General features: G+C 69.6%; 19 protein-coding genes and 1 other RNA gene. 4 read left to right on the forward strand and 16 right to left on the reverse strand.

Going from position 1 to position 20,179, the window contains the following annotated elements:
- Positions 1 to 38: 38 nt before the first annotated feature.
- Positions 39 to 428, reverse strand: coding sequence for a hypothetical protein (locus HFP15_RS20760; RefSeq protein WP_168518143.1), 390 nt, complete (start codon positions 426 to 428; stop codon positions 39 to 41).
- 235 nt (positions 429 to 663) lie between these two features.
- Between HFP15_RS20760 and leuA the strand changes: the two genes are divergently transcribed.
- On the forward strand, positions 664 to 2,442 hold the full coding sequence (leuA, locus tag HFP15_RS20765) for a 2-isopropylmalate synthase (RefSeq protein WP_168518145.1): 1,779 nt from the start codon (positions 664 to 666) through the stop codon (positions 2,440 to 2,442).
- 49 nt (positions 2,443 to 2,491) lie between these two features.
- On the opposite strand, the gene HFP15_RS20770 is transcribed toward leuA, so the two are convergent.
- Positions 2,492 to 3,394, reverse strand: a complete 903-nt coding sequence (locus tag HFP15_RS20770; RefSeq protein ID WP_168518147.1) for a LysR family transcriptional regulator — start codon at positions 3,392 to 3,394, stop codon at positions 2,492 to 2,494.
- Between the two features lie 71 nt (positions 3,395 to 3,465).
- Here HFP15_RS20770 and HFP15_RS20775 point away from each other — a divergent pair, with 71 nt between their 5' ends.
- On the forward strand, positions 3,466 to 4,395 hold the full coding sequence (locus HFP15_RS20775; RefSeq protein WP_168518149.1) for an EamA family transporter: 930 nt from the start codon (positions 3,466 to 3,468) through the stop codon (positions 4,393 to 4,395).
- Here the strand turns inward: HFP15_RS20775 and HFP15_RS20780 are convergent.
- From HFP15_RS20780 to HFP15_RS20820, 9 genes are all read right to left on the reverse strand, one after another.
- On the reverse strand, positions 4,363 to 5,013 hold the full coding sequence (locus tag HFP15_RS20780; protein WP_168518151.1) for a DedA family protein: 651 nt from the start codon (positions 5,011 to 5,013) through the stop codon (positions 4,363 to 4,365). The genes HFP15_RS20775 and HFP15_RS20780 overlap by 33 nt on opposite strands.
- A 19-nt stretch (positions 5,014 to 5,032) precedes the next feature.
- Positions 5,033 to 6,124, reverse strand: coding sequence for an ABC transporter ATP-binding protein (locus HFP15_RS20785; protein WP_168518153.1), 1,092 nt, complete (start codon positions 6,122 to 6,124; stop codon positions 5,033 to 5,035).
- Positions 6,124 to 7,107, reverse strand: a complete 984-nt coding sequence (locus HFP15_RS20790) for an ABC transporter ATP-binding protein (protein ID WP_168518155.1) — start codon at positions 7,105 to 7,107, stop codon at positions 6,124 to 6,126. The genes HFP15_RS20785 and HFP15_RS20790 overlap by 1 nt, the downstream gene beginning before the upstream one ends.
- Positions 7,108 to 7,113: 6 nt before the next feature.
- On the reverse strand, positions 7,114 to 8,040 hold the full coding sequence (locus tag HFP15_RS20795) for an ABC transporter permease (protein WP_168518157.1): 927 nt from the start codon (positions 8,038 to 8,040) through the stop codon (positions 7,114 to 7,116).
- Complete coding sequence (locus HFP15_RS20800; RefSeq protein ID WP_168518159.1) at positions 8,037 to 9,041, reverse strand: ABC transporter permease; 1,005 nt, start codon at positions 9,039 to 9,041, stop codon at positions 8,037 to 8,039. The genes HFP15_RS20795 and HFP15_RS20800 overlap by 4 nt, the downstream gene beginning before the upstream one ends.
- Positions 9,042 to 9,119: 78 nt before the next feature.
- The gene (locus tag HFP15_RS20805) at positions 9,120 to 10,784 is read right to left on the reverse strand and encodes an ABC transporter substrate-binding protein (RefSeq protein ID WP_168518161.1); all 1,665 of its coding nucleotides are present in this window, start codon (positions 10,782 to 10,784) and stop codon (positions 9,120 to 9,122) included.
- Positions 10,785 to 10,941: 157 nt separating this feature from the next.
- Positions 10,942 to 11,538: a uridine kinase family protein gene (locus HFP15_RS20810; protein WP_168518163.1), complete on the reverse strand. Its 597-nt coding sequence runs from the start codon at positions 11,536 to 11,538 to the stop codon at positions 10,942 to 10,944.
- Positions 11,492 to 12,088, reverse strand: a complete 597-nt coding sequence (recR, locus tag HFP15_RS20815) for a recombination mediator RecR (protein ID WP_168518165.1) — start codon at positions 12,086 to 12,088, stop codon at positions 11,492 to 11,494. The genes HFP15_RS20810 and recR overlap by 47 nt, the downstream gene beginning before the upstream one ends.
- 12 nt (positions 12,089 to 12,100) lie before the next feature.
- Positions 12,101 to 12,466: a YbaB/EbfC family nucleoid-associated protein gene (locus tag HFP15_RS20820; RefSeq protein ID WP_168518167.1), complete on the reverse strand. Its 366-nt coding sequence runs from the start codon at positions 12,464 to 12,466 to the stop codon at positions 12,101 to 12,103.
- A 70-nt stretch (positions 12,467 to 12,536) separates the two neighbouring features.
- Here HFP15_RS20820 and HFP15_RS20825 point away from each other — a divergent pair, with 70 nt between their 5' ends.
- Positions 12,537 to 13,373, forward strand: coding sequence for an N-acetylmuramoyl-L-alanine amidase (locus HFP15_RS20825; protein WP_312871669.1), 837 nt, complete (start codon positions 12,537 to 12,539; stop codon positions 13,371 to 13,373).
- Here HFP15_RS20825 and HFP15_RS43510 read toward each other — a convergent pair.
- Positions 13,361 to 14,068 (reverse strand): MerR family transcriptional regulator, encoded by a 708-nt coding sequence (locus HFP15_RS43510; RefSeq protein ID WP_312871670.1) that lies wholly within the window; start codon positions 14,066 to 14,068, stop codon positions 13,361 to 13,363. The genes HFP15_RS20825 and HFP15_RS43510 overlap by 13 nt on opposite strands.
- Before the next feature lie 52 nt (positions 14,069 to 14,120).
- Between HFP15_RS43510 and HFP15_RS20835 the strand changes: the two genes are divergently transcribed.
- Positions 14,121 to 14,552: a DUF6194 family protein gene (locus tag HFP15_RS20835; protein ID WP_168518173.1), complete on the forward strand. Its 432-nt coding sequence runs from the start codon at positions 14,121 to 14,123 to the stop codon at positions 14,550 to 14,552.
- A gap of 3 nt (positions 14,553 to 14,555) precedes the next feature.
- On the opposite strand, the gene HFP15_RS20840 is transcribed toward HFP15_RS20835, so the two are convergent.
- The 4 genes from HFP15_RS20840 to HFP15_RS20855 form a co-directional block, all read right to left on the reverse strand.
- Positions 14,556 to 16,586, reverse strand: a complete 2,031-nt coding sequence (locus HFP15_RS20840) for a DNA polymerase III subunit gamma and tau (protein ID WP_168518175.1) — start codon at positions 16,584 to 16,586, stop codon at positions 14,556 to 14,558.
- A 339-nt stretch (positions 16,587 to 16,925) separates the two neighbouring features.
- Positions 16,926 to 17,022: signal recognition particle sRNA small type (gene ffs, locus HFP15_RS20845), an RNA gene on the reverse strand.
- A 10-nt stretch (positions 17,023 to 17,032) separates the two neighbouring features.
- Positions 17,033 to 18,913: a glycosyltransferase family 39 protein gene (locus tag HFP15_RS20850; RefSeq protein ID WP_210717630.1), complete on the reverse strand. Its 1,881-nt coding sequence runs from the start codon at positions 18,911 to 18,913 to the stop codon at positions 17,033 to 17,035.
- Between the two features lie 13 nt (positions 18,914 to 18,926).
- On the reverse strand, positions 18,927 to 20,162 hold the full coding sequence (locus HFP15_RS20855) for a bifunctional glycosyltransferase family 2/GtrA family protein (RefSeq protein WP_168518177.1): 1,236 nt from the start codon (positions 20,160 to 20,162) through the stop codon (positions 18,927 to 18,929).
- Positions 20,163 to 20,179: the final 17 nt, after the last annotated feature.

Below are 20,179 nucleotides of genomic sequence, written 5' to 3' on the forward strand. Positions count from 1 at the left end.
ATACGAACCGGCGCGGAAATCCAGCGAACGGAGTAGCGCTAGGCGGAGGAACCGCCGAACACGCGCCGGATGATCTTCACCGCGATCGAGGACACGATGAGCCAGAACAGCGCCGCGATGCCGTAGTTCACCAGCACGCGCAGGTTCTGGTCACTGGGCTCGAACAGGTCCTTGAATCCCATCGCGAGACTGTCGGCCCAGCCGCGCACCCACGAGACGATGCCGTTGTCCGGATTCGCCGAACCGATCGTGAAGATCACGTGCAGCACCAGGATCAGCGCGAAGAGCAGCCCTGCCCAGCGGACGATCCCGGCGACGATCGCGACAACCTGGTCCTTCACCCGGCGCCAGTCGACATCGACTCCGCGCTTGGGGTGCGAGTCCTCGTCGGTGAGGTTCTTCTCGCTCTTTTCGGCGTGCTCGGCCATGCCGGAAGTGTGGCACGTCCACGGCGCTGTCGCTACCAGCCAGTAGGCAACAAGGTCACGGTTGGATCGCGAGCCCCATTTCCAACATCAACTCTCCGGGGCTACAGTGAACGACGTGGCGCGCGCTCTCCTGCTTCGCTGCCGCGACGGGGCCTGATCGGACCGGCCCCCCGTCGCGGGGCTTCGTGACGCCGCCGGTCGCCCACCCCGACATCCGGCAGGAGATTCAGCAAGCATGAGCACCACCCAGCCCGGCAATACCAGCGCCGTCCGCACGCCCTCTCGCCCCGCGCCCGCCGACCAGCCCACCTGGAATCCGCAGCGCGGCAGCTCGATGCCCTTTCACCGCTACCAGCCGTGGTACCGCCTGGTGGAGGACATCCAGCTGCCCGACCGCACCTGGCCGGGCAGGCGCATCGAGCGCGCCCCGCTGTGGTGCGCGGTGGACCTGCGTGACGGCAACCAGGCACTGATCGACCCGATGTCGCCCGCGCGCAAGCGGAAGTTCTTCGAGTTGCTCGTCCGCATGGGCTACAAGGAGATCGAGGTCGGCTTCCCGGCCGCGTCGCAGACGGACTTCGACTTCGTCCGCGAGATCATCGAAGAGGGCGCGATCCCGGAGGATGTCCGCATCCAGGTGCTGACCCAGTGCCGCCCCGAACTGATCGAGCGCACGTTCGCGGCGCTGGAAGGCGCGCCGCAGGCGATCGTGCACATCTACAACTCGACGTCGATCCTGCAGCGCCGCGTCGTGTTCCGCGAGGAGCGCGAGGGCATCAAGAAGATCGCGCTGCAGGCCGCCGACCTGGTCGTGGAGTACGCGCAGAAGTACTCCGACACCGATTTCCGCTTCCAGTACTCGCCCGAGTCCTACACCGGCACCGAGCTGTCGTACGCGGCCGAGGTGTGCAACGCGGTGACCGACATCTGGCAGCCGACGCCGGAGCGGCCGGTGATCCTCAACCTGCCCGCGACGGTCGAGATGGCGACGCCGAACGTGTACGCCGACTCAATCGAGTGGATGGGCCGCAACCTGGAGCGCCGCGACGCCGTGATTCTGTCGCTGCACCCGCACAACGACCGCGGCACCGGTGTCGCCGCGGCGGAGCTGGGCTACCAGGCCGGAGCTGACCGGATCGAGGGCTGCCTGTTCGGCAACGGCGAGCGCACCGGCAACGTCGACCTGGTCGCGCTGGGGATGAACATGTTCAGCCAGGGCATCGACCCGCAGATCGACTTCTCCGACATCGACGAGATCAAGCGGACCGTCGAGTACTGCAACCAGCTGCCGGTGCCCGAGCGCCAGCCGTGGGGCGGGGACCTGGTGTTCACCGCGTTCTCCGGCAGCCACCAGGACGCGATCAACAAGGGGTTCGACGCGCTGAACAACGCCGCCGAGAAGGCGGGCGTGCCGGTGGACGAGTTCCCGTGGGAGGTCCCGTACCTGCCCATCGACCCCAAGGACGTCGGGCGTACCTACGAGGCCGTGATCCGGGTGAACTCGCAGTCCGGCAAGGGTGGCGTGGCGTACATCATGCGTACCGAGCACCAGCTGGACCTGCCGCGGCGGCTGCAGATCGAGTTCTCGCAGGTGATCCAGCGGCACACCGACTCCGAGGGCGGCGAGGTCGCCCCGGAGACGATGTGGAACGCGTTCTCCGCCGAGTACCTGGAGGCGCAGTCGCCGCTGCAGCTGGTGAGCCAGCACGTCACCGCGAACGGCGAGTACAACCTGCGCGCGACCGTGCGTGTCGACGGTGAGGAGCAGGAGATCATGGGCACCGGCAACGGCCCGATCGCCGCGTTCTTCGACGCACTCTCGACGGTGGGATATGACCTGCGGCTCCTGGACTACAGCGAGCACACCCTGACCCCCGGCGACGACGCGAAGGCGGCCTCCTACATCGAATGCGCCATCGGCGACAAGGTGTTCTGGGGCGTGGGCATCGACCCGTCGATCGTGACGGCGTCGCTGCGCGCGGTCGTATCGGCGGTCAACCGCTCGCACCGGTAGGACCCGGCGTTTCCGGGCGCGGTCGCCCGCCGGCGAGGCGCGCCACCGGTCAGCCCGGCGCTGTAAGGGACTCGGCCTCGAGACGCATCAGATCGAGCACCGTGGTGATGGCCGGGCGGGTGATCGAGCCCGCCCGGCAGACCGCCTCGATGTGGCGTGCGGCGCGGATGCCGGCGAGTTCGAGGCGAGCGAGGCGGCTGCGGTCCATCGTGTGCCTCGGCAGCAGCGCGATGCCCTGCCCCGCGGCCACCAGCGCCTCGGTGATCCGGAAGTCGTTGATCCGGTAGACCACGCGCGGCCGCACCCCGGTGCGCACGGCGAGCGAGCGCAGCACGTCGTCCACCGGGTAGCCGACGTCCACACCGATCCAGCGTTCCTCGGCCAGTTCGGTCAGCTCCACCCGGTCCCGGCCCGCCAGCCGGTGCCCGCGCGGCACGGCCACGTCGAGTGGTTCGCGCAGCAGGTGGGTCACCTCCAGCCGCCCGGTGGGGAACGGGTCCGCGACCTCGTCCCGGTGGGTGACCACGATGTCGAAGTCGCCGGTGAGGGCCGGTACCTCGGGTGGGGTCATGTCGATGTCCCGCACGTCCAGTTCCAGTCCCGGCAACTCCTCGATGCGGCGCAACAGACCGGGCAACAGCATCAGCGCGGCCGACGGGAAGATCGCCAGCCGCACCCGGCCGCGCGGCACGCTGCGGTAGGTGTCCAGTTCGGCTTCCGCCCGCTCCAGCGCGGCGAACACCTCGTCCGCACGCGCCACCAGCAGCCGCCCCGCGTCGGTCAGCCGCAGGCCGCGCCCCGCGGCCTCGGTCAGGTTCAGGCCGACCTCCACCTGCAGCGCCTTGATCTGCTGCGACACCGCCGACGGGGTGCAGTGCAGCGCGCGTGCCGCCGCCGTCACGCTGCCGCGGTCGGCGAGTTCCCGAAGGACGCGGAGCCGGGCGATGTCCATGAAGGACAGCTTAAGAGTTGATGCAAATAATCTCGATTGTGCTACACAGTTAGGTACCGCAAGCTGGAGGTATGACCACCCGCGACCGTCTGCTGGCCATGCTCGTCGCGATGGTCTGGGGCCTGAACTTCCTCGCCATCCACGCGACGCTCGGGCACTTTCCGCCACTGTTCGCGGGCATGCTGCGCTTCCTCGTCATCGCGATCCCCACGATCCTGTTCATCCCCCGCCCGAAGGTGAAGGCACGCTGGCTCATCGGCTACGGCCTCGGCTTCGGCACCGGGCAGTTCGCGTTCCTGTTCATCGCGCTCGACAACGGCATGCCCACCGGACTCGCCTCGCTGGTGCTGCAGGCGTCGGCGCCGTTCACCGTGCTGCTGGGCGCGTTCTTCCTGCGGGAGCGGCTGACCCCGCGGCAGCTGGCCGGAATCCTGGCGGCCGTCGCCGGGATGATCGTCATCGCGTGGCACCGGGCGGAGGCCGCGGCGCTGCTGCCGGTGCTGCTCACCCTGCTCGGCGCGTTCAGCTGGGCCATCGGCAACATCTGCTCGCGCCAGGCGCGGCCCGAGAACCCGTTGCACCTGACGTTGTGGATGTCGGTCGTCCCGCCCATCCCGATGTTCGCGCTGTCGCTGATCTTCGAAGGGCCCCGCGCGCAGTGGGAGTCGCTGGCCACGATCGGCACCGCGAACGGCTGGATCGGCGTCGGCGGGCTCGCCTACGTGGTGGCGATCGGCACCGTGTTCGGCGCCGGGATCTGGACCACGCTCATGCGTCGCAACCCGGCGAACATCGTGGCGCCGTTCTCCTTGCTGGTGCCGGTGGTCGGGATGTCGGCGTCGTTCCTGCTGCTCGGCGAACGGCCCGCGCTGGTCGAGATCCTGGCGGGCGTGGTCGTGGTCGGCGGGGTCCTGGTCGGCTCGCTACCGCCGCGCTCCTCGCGGGGTTCGGCACCCGACCGGCCCTCCCTAGAGACGCTCGGCGCGCGCCCGCTCCGGTGAGCCGGTCTCCTCGGCCTGATGCCGCCCCATCCGCCTCTTGATCACGAAGCTGATGACCACGCCGGCGAGGATCGCGACGCCCAGCGCGATGTAGGAGAACCGGGACAGCCACTGCTCGGCGACGATTCCGAGCGAGTACACCAGCGCGGTCGTACCGCCAGCCCACACGATGCCGCCGAGCGCGTTGGCGGCGAGGAACTTCCAGTAGTGCATGTGCAGCGAACCGGCGAGCGGTCCGCAAAGGATCCGGAGAATCGCGACAAATCGCCCGAAGAAGACCGCCCACACCCCGCGTTTGGCGAAGATCCGTTCCGCGTTCTCGACGTGGGCGGGCCCGAAGTGCTTGGGGAACCTCCGGCCCGCCCAGTCGAACAGCCGCTGGCCGCCCTTGCGGCCGATCAGATAGCCCGTGCTGTCACCGATGATCGCCCCCGCGCTGCCCACGATGCCGACGAGCCACGGGTTGAGCGCGGGATGGCTGGACGCCAGCAACGCCGCGCTCACCAGCACGATCTCGCCCGGGAGCGGAATGCCGAGGCTCTCCAGGCCGATCACCAGGCCTACCGAGATGTAGACGAGGAGCGGCGGAATGGCCTCCAGCCACTGGTCGATGTGCACAGCCGCCAGGGTACCCGGATCACGGGATCTCAGTGACCGAGACGGCGTGACTCACCTCCGGCCCACCGGTCGATGTCGCCTCGACGAGTTCGGCGGTCACCTCGTGCGGCGTGATGCGGCCGGCCTCGATGTCCTCGGCGTAGTGGCAGGCGACGCGGTGCCCGGCGCCGATCTCCCGCAGCGCGGGGCGTTCGGTGTCGCACCGGGTCTCCTGCCGCCACGGGCACCGGGTGTGAAACCGGCAGCCCGGCGGCGGTGCCGCCGGGGAGGGCAGGTCGCCGGCCAGCAGGATCTGCTCGCGGCTGTCCTCCACCTCCGGATCCGGCACCGGGATCGCCGACAGCAACGCCCGCGTGTACGGGTGCAGCGGCTGGGCGTACAGCGTCTCGGAGTCGGTCTCCTCGACCAGCGAGCCCAGGTACATCACGCCGATCCGGTCGGAGATGTGCCGCACCACCGCCAGGTCGTGCGCGATCACCAGGTAGGTCAGGCCGAGCGTCTGCTGCAGGTCCTCCAGCAGGTTGATCACCTGCGCCTGCACCGAAACGTCCAAAGCGGACACCGGCTCGTCGGCGACGATCAGGTCCGGTTCCACGGCCAGCGCCCGCGCGATGCCGATCCGCTGGCGCTGCCCGCCGGAGAACTCGTGCGGGTACTTGCGCAGCGAACTCTCCGGAAGGCCGACCGCCGACAGCAGTTCCCGCAAACGCTTGCGCGTGCTCTCCCGGTCCTTGTCGAGCCCGTGCGCGCGCATGCCCTCGACCAGGATCGACTCCACCGACTGCCGGGGGTCCAGGCTGGAGAGCGGGTCCTGGAAGACCATCTGCATCCGGCGCCGCATCTTGCGCAGCGCCTCGCCCTTCAGCGTCGACAGGTCCGTGCCGTCGAAGACCACCCGGCCACCGGTCGGCTCGACCAGCCGCAGCAGCGCGCGGCCCAGCGTGGTCTTGCCGCAGCCCGACTCGCCGACCAGCCCGTAGGTCTCGCCGCGCTGGATCTCCAGGTCGACCCCGTCCACGGCGTAGACGTGCCCGACCGTCCGGTCCAGCACCACGCCCCGTTTGATCGGGAAGTGCACCTCGATGCCTTCGACACTCACCAACGCGGCCATCAGCGCACCCCGCTCATCTGTCCGACCGGATTGTGACAGCGCAGCATCCCGCCGTTGTCCGGCGCCAGCTCGGGCGTCACGTCGCGGCACACCTCCAGCGCGTTGGGGCAGCGCGGCGCGAACGCACAGCCGTGCTCCCACGGGATGTTGTCGGCCACGGAACCCTTGATGGGCGAAAGCCGTTCGCCGCGCGGTGCGTCCAGCCGCGGGATCGACGCGAGCAGGCCGTGCGTGTACGGGTGCCGCGACGAGGCGAACAACGCGTGCCGCTCGGCCCGCTCCACCACCCGGCCGCCGTACATCACGTTCACCTCGTCGCACAGCCCGGCGACCACGCCGAGATCGTGCGTGATCATGATCAACGCGGTGTCGGTCTCGCGCACCAGTTCCGACAGCAACGCCAGGATCTGCGCCTGGATGGTCACGTCGAGCGCGGTGGTCGGCTCGTCCGCGATCAGCAACCGCGGACGGCAGGCGAGCGCGATCGCGATCAGCGCACGCTGCCGCATCCCGCCCGACAACTGGTGCGGATACTCCGAAAGCCGCCGCTTCGGATCGGGGATGCCCACGCGGCCGAGGAGTTCGGCCGCCTCGGCGGTGGCCTCCTTGCGGCTCATCCCGCGGTGCCGTTCCAGCACCTCGGTGATCTGCAGCCCGATCGAGATCACCGGGTTCAGCGAGGAGAGCGGATCCTGGAACACCATGCCGAGGTCGCGGCCCCGGTGGTCGCGCAGCTGCCGGTCCGACAGCCGCAGCATCTCGGTGCCGGCGAACTTGACGCTGCCGGTCACCTCCGCGCCGCGTTTGGGCAGCAGGCCCATGATCGCCAGCGCGGTCACCGATTTCCCGCTGCCCGATTCGCCGACCAGGCCGACCGTCTGGCCGGGTTCGACGTCGAAACTCACCCCGTCCACCGCGGTGAACGCCTCCGTACCCTTCCGCCGGAACACGACGGAAAGATCGCGAACTTCCAGTAGTGCCATTGCGATTTACCGCCTGTTCTTCGGGTCGAGCGCCTCGCGCAACGACTCGCCGAGCAGCGTGAAACCCAGGGCCACGATGATGATCGCGACGGCGGGGTAGAACGCCAGCTCGGGTTTGACGTCCAGCAGCCCCTGCGCCTTGGCCAGCATCAGCCCCCATTCGGCCCGGTCGGGGTCCGAATCGCCGAGGCCGAGGAAGGACAGCGCGGCCGCTTCGAGGATCGAGGTCGCCAGCGTCAGGGTGGCCTGCACGATCACCGGGCCGAGCGAGTTCGGCAGCATGTGCCGGAACACGATGGTGGTGCGCCGGACCCCGAGCGCCGTCGCGGCGAGCACGTGGTCGCTGGAGCGCTGCGCGAGCATCGACCCGCGCAGCAGGCGCGCGAAGATCGGAATGCTCACCACGGACACCGCGATGATGACCGTCCACTGTGTACCGTGCTGGAAGATCGCCGCGATCGACACGGCGAGCAGCAGCGACGGCAACGCGAGCAGGATGTCGGTGAGCCGCATCAGCAGCGTGTCCACCCAGCCGCCGAACGCGCCGGCCAGCCCGCCGATGAGCATGCCGACCGCCGCGCCGATGATCGTCGCGCCGACGCCGACGATGAGCGTCTGTTGCGAGGCGACGAGCAACCGCGAGAAGAAGTCGAACCCGTTCTGGTCGCTGCCCAGCAGAAAGCCCGGCATCGGGCCGGGAATGCTGCTCGGCGTGAGGTTCTCGCGCAACTGGTCGTAGCGGACGTAGGGGTCCTTCGGCGCCAGCAGCGGCGAGAAGATCGCCAGCAGTACGAACAGCACCGTGATGACGGCCCCGACGATCGCCACCGGGCTGCGGCGCATCCGCCGCAGCGCGTCCTTGGCCAGACTGGTGCCGCCGGACTCGGCGAGTTCGTCGATCCGCTCGGCCTTGCGTGTCAGCAGTTTCGTCATCGGACACGCACCCTGGGGTCGATGATCGCGTAGGAGATGTCGACCAGCAGGTTCACCAGCACGTACACCGCGGCCGCCAGCAGCAGAAGCCCTTGCAGGCGCGGGAAGTCGCGGCGTTCGATGCCCTCGGCGAGCAGCGAGCCGAGGCCCTGCCAGTTGAAGACCTTCTCCGTCAGCACCGCACCGGCGAGCAACAGCCCGGTCTGCAGGCCGATGGTCGTCGACACCGGGAGCAGCGCGTTGCGCAGCACGTGCCGGCGCCGGATCACCTGCGTGGTCAGGCCCTTGGACTCGGCGGTGCGCACGAAGTCCTCCTGCTGCACGTCCAGCACCGAGGCCCTGGTGATCCGCACGATCACCGCGAACGGGATGCTGGCCAGCGCGATCGAGGGCAGGATCAGGTGTTTGATCGCGTCCCACGCGGCGTCGAACTCGCCGGTGAGCAGGCCGTCGAGCACGAAGAAGCCGGTGACGTGCGTGGCGTCGATCGTCACGTCCTGCCGTCCGGACGGCGGCAGGACACCCAGCTTCTGCGCGAAGATGTACTTCAGCAGCACGCCGAGGAAGAACACCGGCACCGCGACGCCCACGAGCGTGGTGATCACGGCGGCGTTGTCCAGCAGCCTGCCCCGGTAGCGGGCGGCGAGATAGCCCATCGGGATGCCGAACACGATGGCCAGCACGAGCGCGCAGACGGACAGCTCGATCGTCGCGGGGAAGCGGCGGCCGATCTCGCTGATCACCGCGTCGCCGCTGGCCAGCGAGTTGCCGAAGTCGCCGGTGAACACCCGGCCGAGGAATTTGAAGTACTGCACGATGATCGGCTCGTCCAGCCCCATCAGCCGCCGCATCGCGGCCAGGCTTTCCGGGGTCGCCTTGTCACCGAGCAGTGCGCCCGCCGGGCCGCCGGGAAGGACCCGGAGCCAGGCGAACACCAGTATGGACAGCACCAGCAGTGTCGGAATCGCTTGCAGCAACCGACGAACAGTGAATCGCAGCATGAAGTCGTGCCCTGGTCGGGACGCCCGCACGGGGACAGCACCGGACGTGTGCCCGGTGCCGCCCCCGCCGCGAGTGCGTCAGCCCTTGGAGACCGTGTAGAAGCGCTCGTCGGTCAGCGGGCTCGCGACGAGACCGTTGACGTTCTTCTTGACCACGATCGCCGGCGGCGAGGAGGTCAACGGCACCGCGGGCACGTACTGCGAGATGAGCACGCTGGCCTGCTCGTAGGCCTTCGCCTTGGCACCGGGGTCGACCTGCTTGTCCGCATTGGACAGCGCATCGAAGATCTGCGGGTTGTTGAACCCGAACTCCGCCTTCTGCCTGCCGAAGAACGTCCCGATGAAGTTGCCGGCATCGGCGTAGTCACCGGTCCAGCCCAGCAGGTGGATGTCCTGCTTGCCCGCCTTCTGCACGTCGTCCTTGTACCCGCCGTTCCACGGCTCCTGCACGACGTTGACGGTGAACCCGGCGGCCTTGAGGTCGTCCGCGACCGCCGCGCCGATGTCCACCGGGTTGGGCATGTACGGGCGGGTGACCTCGGTGGGCACGTAGAAGTTCAGCGTCGTGCCCGTCGCGCCGGCGTCGGCCAGCAACTGCTTGGCCTTGGCCACGTCGTAGGCGTGCTTCTCGACCGCCTGGGTGTAGCCGGGAACGTTGTTCGGCAGGAACTGGTCCTGCGGGTAGGCGCCGGCGGGCAGCTTGTTCTTCGCCAGCTGCTCCTTGTTGATCGCGTACTCGATCGCCTGCCGGACCCGCACGTCGGCCAGTTTCGGGTTGTTCTTCTGGTTGATGCCCAGGTACAGGATGTTGAACGCCGGGCGGATCAGCACCTTGTTACCGCTGCTTTCCAGCGAGGAGTAGTCGGCGGGGCTCGGGAAGTCGTAGCCGTCGATCGTGCCGGCCGCCAGCTCCTGCTTGCGCGCGTTCTCGTCCGGGATGATCTTGAAGATCAGCTTGGCGACCTTGGCCTTCGGGCCCCAGTAGTCGTCGTTGCGCACCAGGGTGATGGTGTTGTTGGTCTTGTCGAAGCTGTCGAACTTGAACGGCCCGGTGCCGGTCGGGTGATCCGTGGCGTACGCGGGATAGGCGAAGGACTCGCCGCTCTGCGTCACGTTGTCCGCGTTGTACTTCTTCAGCGCGTCGGGGCTGGAGATGGACAGCGAGGTCAGGCCGAACGCGTCGGGGAAGGCGCCCTTGGCCTTGTTCAGGTTGATCACGGCGGTGTGGTCGTCCTTGGCCTCGCAGGACTTGTACACCGGCTGGCCGCTGGCGTCGCCCTCGTTCTTCGCGAAGCCCTCGAACACGTCGCCGTAGTAGATCATCTGGCTCTGCGCGGCGGCGCCCTTCATGTTGTACCAACGGTCGAAGTTGAAGCAGACCGCGGCGGCGTTGAACGGGGTGCCGTCGTGGAACTTCACGCCCTGGCGCAGGGTGAAGGTCCAGGACTTGCCGTCCGAGCTCGGGGTCCAGGCCGTGGCGAGGCCGCCCTCCAGCTCGGTGGTGCCCGGCTTGTAGGTGACCAGGGTGTCGAACATCTGCCTCGCGGGGCGGAAGCTCTCTCCATCGTCGTTGAAGATCGGGTCGAAGTTCTTCGGCGCGCCGGCGGCGCCGAAGACGAACGTGTCATTCGCGCCGCCACCCGAACCGCGTTCGGAAGCGCACGCCGACATGGCCACCGCGAGACCGCCGGCGAGCCCGATCAGGGCGAGTCGGCGCAGGCGAGCCACCCGCTGAGGGAGCATGTGAACTCCTTGTAGAAATTGCTGTTGGTGACCGACGACCCTAGCCCCAACTGCGGTCAAACTTTGAGGACCGAAGGTTACGATCGCGCTACAGCGAAACATGAAACCATCGCACGCAGGTGGTTCCAGGTAGCTCTGCGTCGAGAATTGGACCGGTTCAGACCAGTGGTACTAACCCTTTTGGGTGAACTGCGGCGTCGGGTCGATCCACTGCGAACCAGCCCCGCTCGAACGCCTGCCAGCGGCGAAGACTCGCCCGGCACGCCTCACCGTCGCGCCGGACAGCGCGCTCCAGCCGAGCTCGCTCGTCCGGACCACCGGCCCAGCACAACATGGACAACCGCGATCGGAACGACGCTCGGCCGACCGAAACGCCTTCGAGTACGAGCACCTCGGGCGGCGCCACGGCGACCTCCTCGCCGGGCACCGGAAAGCCGCTGGTCCAGTCCAGTTTCCGGTAGCGACCGGACTCGCCGCGGGCGAGCGGCCCCAGTACGCCGTCGGCCAGCAGCGGCCACCACGACACCGGATCGTCCCAGGTGGCGAACTCGTCCGAGCTGATCAAGACCGTGCGCACGCCACGGCGGCGGAATTCCGCGCACAACCGCGCGGCGAAGGTCGACTTGCCCGCACCGGAGGGACCGTCGACCGCGACGACGCGCACGTCGCCGAGCCGTGCGGGCTCGGCGAGTGCGGCGTCGGCGACTTCAGAGAGCACGACGGCCGGACAGCGCGCGGCCGAGCGTGAGCTCATCGGCGAACTCGAGGTCGCCACCCATCGGCAGCCCCGAGGCCAGGCGGGTGACGGTGAGGCCGGGGAAGTCCCGCAGCATCCGCACCAGGTAGGTCGCGGTGGCCTCGCCCTCGGTGTTCGGATCGGTCGCGATGATCACCTCGGTGACCTCCTCGCCGCCGATCCTCGTCAGCAGCTCGCGGATGCGCAGCTGGTCCGGCCCGATGCCGGACAGTGGATCGAGCGCACCGCCGAGCACGTGGTAGCGGCCCTTGAACTCGCGCGTGCGTTCCACCGCGAGCACGTCCTTGGGCTCCTCGACCACGCAGATCAGCGACGCGTCCCGGCGCGTGTCCCGGCAGATCCGGCACTGCTCCTGCTCGGAGACGTTGCCGCAGATCTCGCAGAACTGCACACCCTCACGGACCTTGCCGAGCACGTCCTGCAACCGAGCGATATCGGCAGGATCGGCGGCCAGCAGATGAAAAGCGATCCGCTGCGCGCTTTTCGGCCCGATGCCGGGCAGATGGCCCAGCTCGTCGATCAGGTCCTGAACAACACCCTCGTACAAGCTTGTCGCCTTCTAGCCGAGCCCGGGCAGGCCGAGGTTGCCGAGATCGGGCATGCCGCCGCCGCCGAGCGCGCCCGCCACCGGGCCGAGCTTCTCCTCGGTGAGCTTCTGCGCGTTCTTCGACGCGTCGCGCACGGCGGCGACCACGAGGTCGGCCAGCGTTTCGGTGTCCTCGGGGTCGACCACCTTCGGGTCGATCTTGAGGCTCTTCAGCTCCATGCCACCGGACACGGTGGCCGTGACCAGTCCGCCGCCCGCGCTACCGGTCACCTCGGTACGCGCCAGCTCCTCCTGCGCGGCCACCAGCTGCTGCTGCATCTGCTGCGCCTGCTGCAGGATGGCCTGCATGTCGGGCATTCCACCACCGGGTTGGACCATGATTGCCGCTTCCCATCCTCGAGGGACTTGCACACGTGTCCGCCAGCGTAGTCGCCCCGGCTGTGACACTGTGTTCGCCGTGCGATGGCATCTCTTCGTTGTGTTGCTGGGTACCGCGCTGCTCGGCGGGTGTTCCGGTGGTGGTGGCGCCGCGGCGCCGGCGCCCTCGTCGGTGGCGGCCACGTCCGCGGCGGCTCCGCCTTCCTCGTCGGCGCCGGCTCCGGCTCCGTCGTCCTCGTCACCGGCGCCGAGCCCGGTGGCGCACAACCTCGTCGTGGTGATCGACCCCGGCCACAACGGCGGCAACGCGAGCAACCCCGGCATCATCAACAAGCAGGTACCGGCGGGCCGCGGCCGGACGAAACCGTGCAACACGACCGGTACCGCGACCAACGGCGGGTACACCGAGCACGCCTTCACCTGGGACGTCGCGCGGCGGGTCGGGGCGAAGCTGACCGAGCGCGGCATCCGCGTCGTCTACACACGCGCCGACGACAACGGCGTCGGCCCGTGCGTCGACAAGCGCGCGGAGATCGGCAACGAGGCCAACGCCGCCGCGGTGGTCTCGATCCACGCCGACGGTTCGACCTCGGCGGGTGCGCACGGCTTCCATGTCGCCTACTCCAGCCCGGCGCTCAACGCCGCGCAGGGCGAGCCGTCGATGTCCCTGGCGCGAACGCTGCGCGACGCGTTGCGCGAGACGTTCCCGGTCTCGAACTACCTCGGCAACGACGGGCTCGCCCCGCGCGACGATCTGGCCGGGCTGAACCTGTCCACCCGGCCGGCGGCGCTGATCGAATGCGGCAACATGCGCAACTCCGCCGAGGCCGCCGAAATGTCCACATCGGACGGGCGCCAGCGGTATGCCGACTCGATCGCCGCGGGAATCCTGTCCTACCTCGGCTGATCGAGCACCCCGGCGAGCGCGGCGGCGCCGTCGAGCAGCGCCCGTGAGCGGGTCGTGAGATCGGCGTCCCGTGCCGCGAGCGCAGTCAGCACCTCCTCCCACCGACGCCCGGCGCGAAGGCGCGGCAGCAGCGCCCGCAGTGGCTCGATCCGGTACCCGGCCAGGCGCAGCTGGTGCACGATGCGGGCGTCGCGGACGGCCTCGGGGGAGTACGTGCGGGCGTTGCCGGTGCGACCGGGCACCACGAGCCCCTCCGCGTCCCAGTGCCGCAGCGTGGACGGACGGATCCCGAGCGCGTCAGCGAGTTCGGAGATGCTCATCGAGTCCGACGGGCGAGTGTCGGAGACCGGCTCTCCCGCGATCAACGAGGCCGCGTGCTTGGCCAGCGCCAGCTCCTGCCGTTCGGCGTGCAGGTTCGCGTGTGCGGCGTCCAGGCGGGCGAGCACGTCGGCGGCGGGAGCCCGGTGTGCGGCTCGCATCAGGTTCCTCGCCTCGACCGGGCCGAGCCCCTTCGCGAACGCCCGGTACGCGAACGCGGCGCACAGATGCTCCTCGGCGTAGACGCGGTAGCCCGACTCCGTCCGCGCGGCCGGCGGAAGCACCCCGGCCCGTTCGAGATCGCGCACCTGCTGGACCGAGTAGCCGGCCCCGCGCGCGACATCGACCGTCCGGAGCACCGACTTGCGACTTTTCACGTTTCCTCGCAGGTGAAGTCTCCACAAAAACTTCAATGTGACGCTAGAACACATGACGATCGACGACATCATCGCCCAGGTCGGGAACCTCGGCGGCGTGCTGACCCTGCGTCCCGGGCCCGGCGACGGCTCACCGGAGGTCAGCTGGGGCGACGTGTTCTTCTACTACGCACCCGACGGGGTCGTGCCGAAGGCGCAGCCGTTCGCGACCATCGTGACGAAGGATTACCCGGACGACACCGTGTCCGGCCTCGACCGCCCCGGTGTGTTCCGGGTGAACGTGGACGCGAAGGCCAAGACCATGGACGAAGACGTCGACTACCGTGGGGCCGACGTCGTGTTCCCGCATCCCTTGTACGGCCGGATGGGATGGCTGTCGGTGGTCAACCCCGGTCCGCGCACTGTGGAGCGGCTCGGTGAACTGCTCCGCGACGCCCACGGCCGGGCGCGAGCCCGCTACGAACGGCGGGCCGCGAAGCGGTGACGGTCAGTCGAGCGGACGCGCGCCGAGGTGCTCGGCGAGCAGCTTGTGCGCCACTTCTTCCGGATCGACGGCGGGGGCCAGCTCCGGGACCGGGGCGAAGTTGGCGTCCTCGGCGGCCATCATCGCCTCCTCGTCGTCCTCCGGTTCCGGGGGCAACGGGATGTCCGGCTCGGTCTGAGTGACCTTCGGCGGCGCGGCGGGTGCCTGGGCCGCCGGCGCGGGGCGCTGGTAGGTCCGCTGCTGTTGCTGCGGCGCCTCACGTTGCGGCGGGTTCGGCTGCGGGCGCGGGCTCGACGGGCGCGCGGAACCACCGCCGCCCCCGCCGCCGTGCACGCACCGCACCTGCCACGTCCCGCCGAGCACCTCGTGCAGCGCCCCGGCGATGAAGTCCGCGTTGCGGGGCTCGGAAAGCCTGCGCGCCAAAGGTTCCGCCGTGTGCGCCAGCACCACCAGCGACCCTTCGACGCTCTGCACCGTCGCGTTCGTGAGCATGGCCTCGGTGCTGCGGCTGGTCTTGCGGATGGCCGCGAGCAGATCCGGCCACACCCGCCGGATCGCGGTCGCGTCCACGCCACCGGGTGAGGGCGGGCCGGGCTCCTGCACCGGTTCCTCTTGCACGGCAACGGGTTCCGGCGCACGTGCCGGTTCGGGCGCCGGGCGGCTGGGCTCCGGCGCCGGACGCGCGGGCGTCTGCGGCGGCCGGGCGGGTGCCTGCGCGGGTGCGTCCTGCCGGACCGGTTCCTGAGCGGGGCGCGCCGGTTCCGCCTGCCGCTGGGAGGGCCGCTGGAACCGGTCGGAGGCGGCGGCACGGGCCGGCCCCGAAGCGGCGGGCGCCGAGGCAGCGGGCGCCTGGGCCTCGGCGACCGGGCCGCCGAGCGTGACCCGGCGTTCCAGCCGTTCGAGCCGCTGCAGCATCGCGGCCTCGTCGTCCGCGACCGCGGGCAGCAGCATCCGCGCGCACAGCAGTTCCAGCAGCAGCCGGGGCGCGGTGGCACCCCGCATCTCCAGAAGTCCATTGTGGACGATCTCGGCGTATCGGGTGAGGGTGCCGAGGCCGACCCGTTCGGCCTGCGCGGCCATCCGGCTCAGCTCGTCCTCGGGCGCGGACACCAGCCCGCGCGCGGCGGCGTCCGGCACCGAGCGCACCAGCACCAGGTCACGCAGCCGATCGAGCAGGTCGGAGGCGAAACGGCGCGGGTCGTGCCCGGCTTCGGCGAGCTTTTCCACCGTGCCGAACACCGCTGCCGAGTCTTCCGCGGCGAGGCCGTCGATCATGTCGTCGATCAGCGCGACGTCGGTGACCCCGAGCAGGCTGACCGCGCGCTGGTAGGTGACGCCCTCCGGGCCCGCACCGGCCAGCAGCTGGTCCAGCACCGACTGCGTGTCCCGCGCCGAACCGCCGCCGGCCCGGATGACCAGCGGGTACACGGCGGGTTCGACGGCGATGCCCTCGGCCGCGACGTTGCGCTCCAGCAGTTCGCGCATCGAGCTCGGCGGGATCAGCCGGAACGGGTAGTGGTGCGTGCGCGAGCGGATGGTGGGCAGCACCTTGTCCGGCTCGGTCGTGGCGAAGATGAAGATCAGGTGTTCCGGCGGCTCTTCCACGATCTTGAGCAGGGCGTTGAAGCCCTGCGTGGTGACCATGTGCGCCTCGTCGATGATGAACACCCGGTAGCGGGACTCGGCGGGCGCGTAAAAGGCGCGGTCGCGCAGTTCGCGGGCGTCGTCCACACCACCGTGGCTGGCCGCGTCGAGTTCGGTGACGTCGATGCTGCCGGGCCCCTCGGGCGCAAGCGCCTTGCACGAGTCGCATTTGCCGCACGGGTCGGGCGTGGGCCCCTCCACGCAGTTGAGCGAGCGGGCCATGATGCGCGCGCTGGAGGTCTTGCCACAGCCGCGCGGGCCGGAGAACAGGTACGCGTGGTTGATGCGTCCCGACGCCAGAGCCGTGCGCAGGGGCTCGGTGACATGCTCCTGCCCGACGACCTCGGCGAAGGTCGCCGGACGGTACTTGCGGTAAAGAGCCAGAGCCACGCCGCGAGCGTACCGGGGGGTTCTGACAAGGACACACCCGCAGGTGACCCCTCAACTCGCGCACCGGCTCGGCCCGACTCGCGCTCCGGCTGACCTCAACTCGCGCGCACGGAAAGCTCGACTCGCACACCCGCTCAGCCCGACTCACGCCCACGCTCGGCCCAACTCGCGCACCCGCTCAGCCCGACTCACGCCCACGCTCGGCCCAACTCGCACGCCCGCTGACCCCGACTCGCGCGCACGGAAAGCCCAACTCGCGCACGAGCTGACCCCGACTCGGGCGCACGCTGGGCTCGACTCGCGCATCGGCTGGCGTCGGCTCGCGGAGGTGGGTGGTGGATATAAGGGGACCCCCGCACCCGTCAGAGCCTGCTTATCCTTGCTGCCTTCCGGCCCTGGGGAGGTTCACAGGGTGGACGCCGCGGGGGTCCGCCGTCCAGTGTAGGTCAAGACCGGGACAGGGGCTTCGTCAGGTCGTAGACCGTCGTCCCGCCCACCGTCGTCGCCGTGTAGTTCTGCTCCACCCACGACGCGATCGAGCCCGAGCCGCCCCGGTCGCCGCCGAAGCCGCCCGTTCCGCCGGAGATGTAGTACGTGATGTCGCCGTCGGCCACGTACTGCTTGAACTGCTCCAGCGTCGGAGCCGGGTCGCCGCCGTTGAAGCCGCCGATCGCGATCACCGCCGTGTCCGAGTTGAGCGCGAGCGAGGCCGCCGACATCGACCCGTTCGCCGCGGCCGACCACTTGGTGTTGGTCGCCTTCAGCATCGAGATCACCTCGGTGCTGGACTCACCGCCACGACCACTGCCACCGGGCCCGCCCATGCCGCCGAACCCGCTCGCGGACACCGGGCCCGACGCGGGGATGGAACCGCTGTGCCCGAGGCTCGCGGTCACGATGGTGTAGGCCACCGGCGAGAGCATCACCGCGCAGATCACCCCGGCCGCCAGCACGACGCCGGTGTTGCGCAACCGGTCGAGCCCGAACAGCAGCGCCAGCACCACGAGCGCGGTCAGCACCAGCGCGAGGTAGCGCAGCCACGGCTGCCACGAGGAGTTCCGCTCCAGCAGGATGAAGTCCCACACCCCGGTCGCCGCGATCATGACCGCCAGCCAGATCCGGGCGCCGAAGTTGTGCCGCCCACGCCACAGCTCCACCCCGCCGATGGCGACCAGCGCGGCGATGCCCGGCGCGAGCGCGACCGTGTAGTACGGGTGGATGGTGCCGCTCATGTAGCTGAACGTCAGCCCGGTGACCAGCGTCCAGCCGCCCCACAGCAGCAGCGCGGCGCGGGTGCGGTCGGTGCGGGCCGCGTACCGGGTGAACCACAGTCCGGCCACGAGCGCGATCAGCGCCGCGGGCAGCAGCCAGGAGACCTCCGAGCCGAACGAGGCGCCGAACATCCGGGTGAGGCCGGTCGATCCGCCGAACATGCCACCACCGCCGCCGCCTGTACCGCCGCCGCGATTGCCCTCGCCGCCGAAGATCCGGCCGAGGCCGTTGTAGCCGAACGCCAGTTCCAGCGCGCTGTTGTCCGTCGATCCGCCGATGTAGGGCCGCGAGGACGTGGGCCACAGCGCGACGACCGCGACATACCAGCCCGCGGACACCAGCACCGCGACGCCCGCGCCCACCACCTGTGCGATGCGCTTGCCGAGCGAGGTCGGCGCGGCCACGAGATACGCGAGGGCGAAGCCGGGCAGCACGAGGAATGCCGCCAGCGACTTGGTGATGAAACCGAACCCGATCGCGACCCCGGCCAGCAGCAGCCACTTCGTGCTCGCCTTTTCCAGCGCGCGCACCGTGCAGTACGCGCCGGCGACCTCGAGCAGGACCAGCAGCGCGTCCGGGTTGTTGAACTTGAACATCAGCGCCGCGACCGGGGTGAAGGCGAGCGCCGCACCGGCGAGCAGTCCGGCGGCGGGGCCGGACAGCCGCTTCACGGCGGCGTAGAGCAGCGCGACCGAGGCCACGCCGCACAACGCCTCCGGAACCAGCATGCTCCAGGTGTTGAACCCGAAGATCCGGCCGGAGAGCCCCATCAGCCACATCGCGGCGGGCGGTTTGTCGACCGTGATCACGTTGCCGGGGTCGAGCGAGCCGAAGAACAGGGCCTCCCAGCTCTTCGTGCCGGCCTGTACGGCCATCGCGTAGAAGTCGTTGGCGTAGCCGGACGCGCCGAGGTTCCACAGGTAAAGCACCGCGGTCACGAGCAGCAGCAGGGCCACCGACGGGCGAACCCATCGTGGTCTGCCCGTTCGGCGGGTGGCTGCGACGGGGCCGGACCCCACGTTGTCGAGGGGCGGTGCGGCGGACGCAGTCGTCATCTGCGAGTTTCTCCTATCGGTTCTTACGGAAGACCCAGTTGCGGAACAGCAGGAAGCGCAACACCGTCGCGGCCAGGTTGGCCAGCACCAGGACGATGAGCTCCGCCGCCGTTCCCGGCTCGCCACCGGAGTGCAGCAGCGCGAGCGACCCACTGGTGAGCGCGAGGCCGAGACCGAACACGATCAGCCCCTCGAACTGGTGCCGCCCGGCACCGCTCGACCCTCGCACACCGAATGTGAACCGCCGGTTGGCGGCCGTGTTGCCGATCGCGGTGATCAGCAACGAGATCAGGTTCGCCGCCTGCGCGCTCATCCCGACCCGCAGCAGCACGTACAGCAGCAGGTAGGCGAGCGTGCTGCCGACGCCGATGGCGGCGAACCGGACCAGCTGTGTGGCAAGCCGCGGCGGCACACCGGGGGTGGACACCCCGATCGGTTCCCGCCCCAGTTGCGCACGGATCTCGCTGATGGGCAGCGATCCCGTGGCGAACGCCTTGATCATCCGCGCCACGCCCTTGAGGTCGGCGGTCGCGGTCGCGACGATGTTGACCGAGGAGTCCGGATCGTCGATCCAGTCCACCGGCACCTCGTGCGTGCGCAGTCCCGCGCGCTGCGCCAGCACGAGCAGTTCGGTGTCGAAGAACCAGCCTGTGTCCTCGACCAGCGGCAGCAGCTGTTTGGCGACATCCGCGCGGATGGCTTTGAACCCGCACTGGGCGTCGGAGAATTTGACCGCGAGCGTGCCGCGCAGGATCAGGTTGTAGCACCGCGAAATGAACTCCCGCTTCGGCCCGCGCACCACCCGCGCGCCCCTGGCCAGCCGGGACCCGATCGCCAGATCCGAATGCCCGGAGATCAGCGGCGCGACCAGTGGCAGCAGCGCCGCCAGGTCGGTGGAGAGGTCGACGTCCATGTACGCCAGCACCTGCGCGTCGGATGCCGACCAGACCGCCTTGAGCGCCCGGCCACGGCCCTTCTCGTCCAGATGCGCCACCTCGACCTCGGGAATCTCCTCCGCGAGCTTGGCCGCGATGCTCAGCGTGGCGTCGGTGCTGGCGTTGTCCGCCACCGTGATCCGGAACTTGTACGGAACGGTGTCACGCAAATAGGCGTGCAGTCTGTGCACGCACTGTGCGATGTCCTTTTCTTCGTTGTGGACAGGGATGACGATGTCGAGAACGGGAGTGGCGCTGCCTTCGGGGGTATGCGCCCGCGGCGCTGCGGGAGAAGCGTCTGCGGAGGTCGTCATGCCAACAACCGTGGCCC

Origin of the sequence: Amycolatopsis acididurans, from assembly GCF_012328925.1 — a bacterium.
In the GTDB taxonomy this organism is placed as follows: Bacteria; Actinomycetota; Actinomycetes; order Mycobacteriales; family Pseudonocardiaceae; genus Amycolatopsis_E; species Amycolatopsis_E acididurans.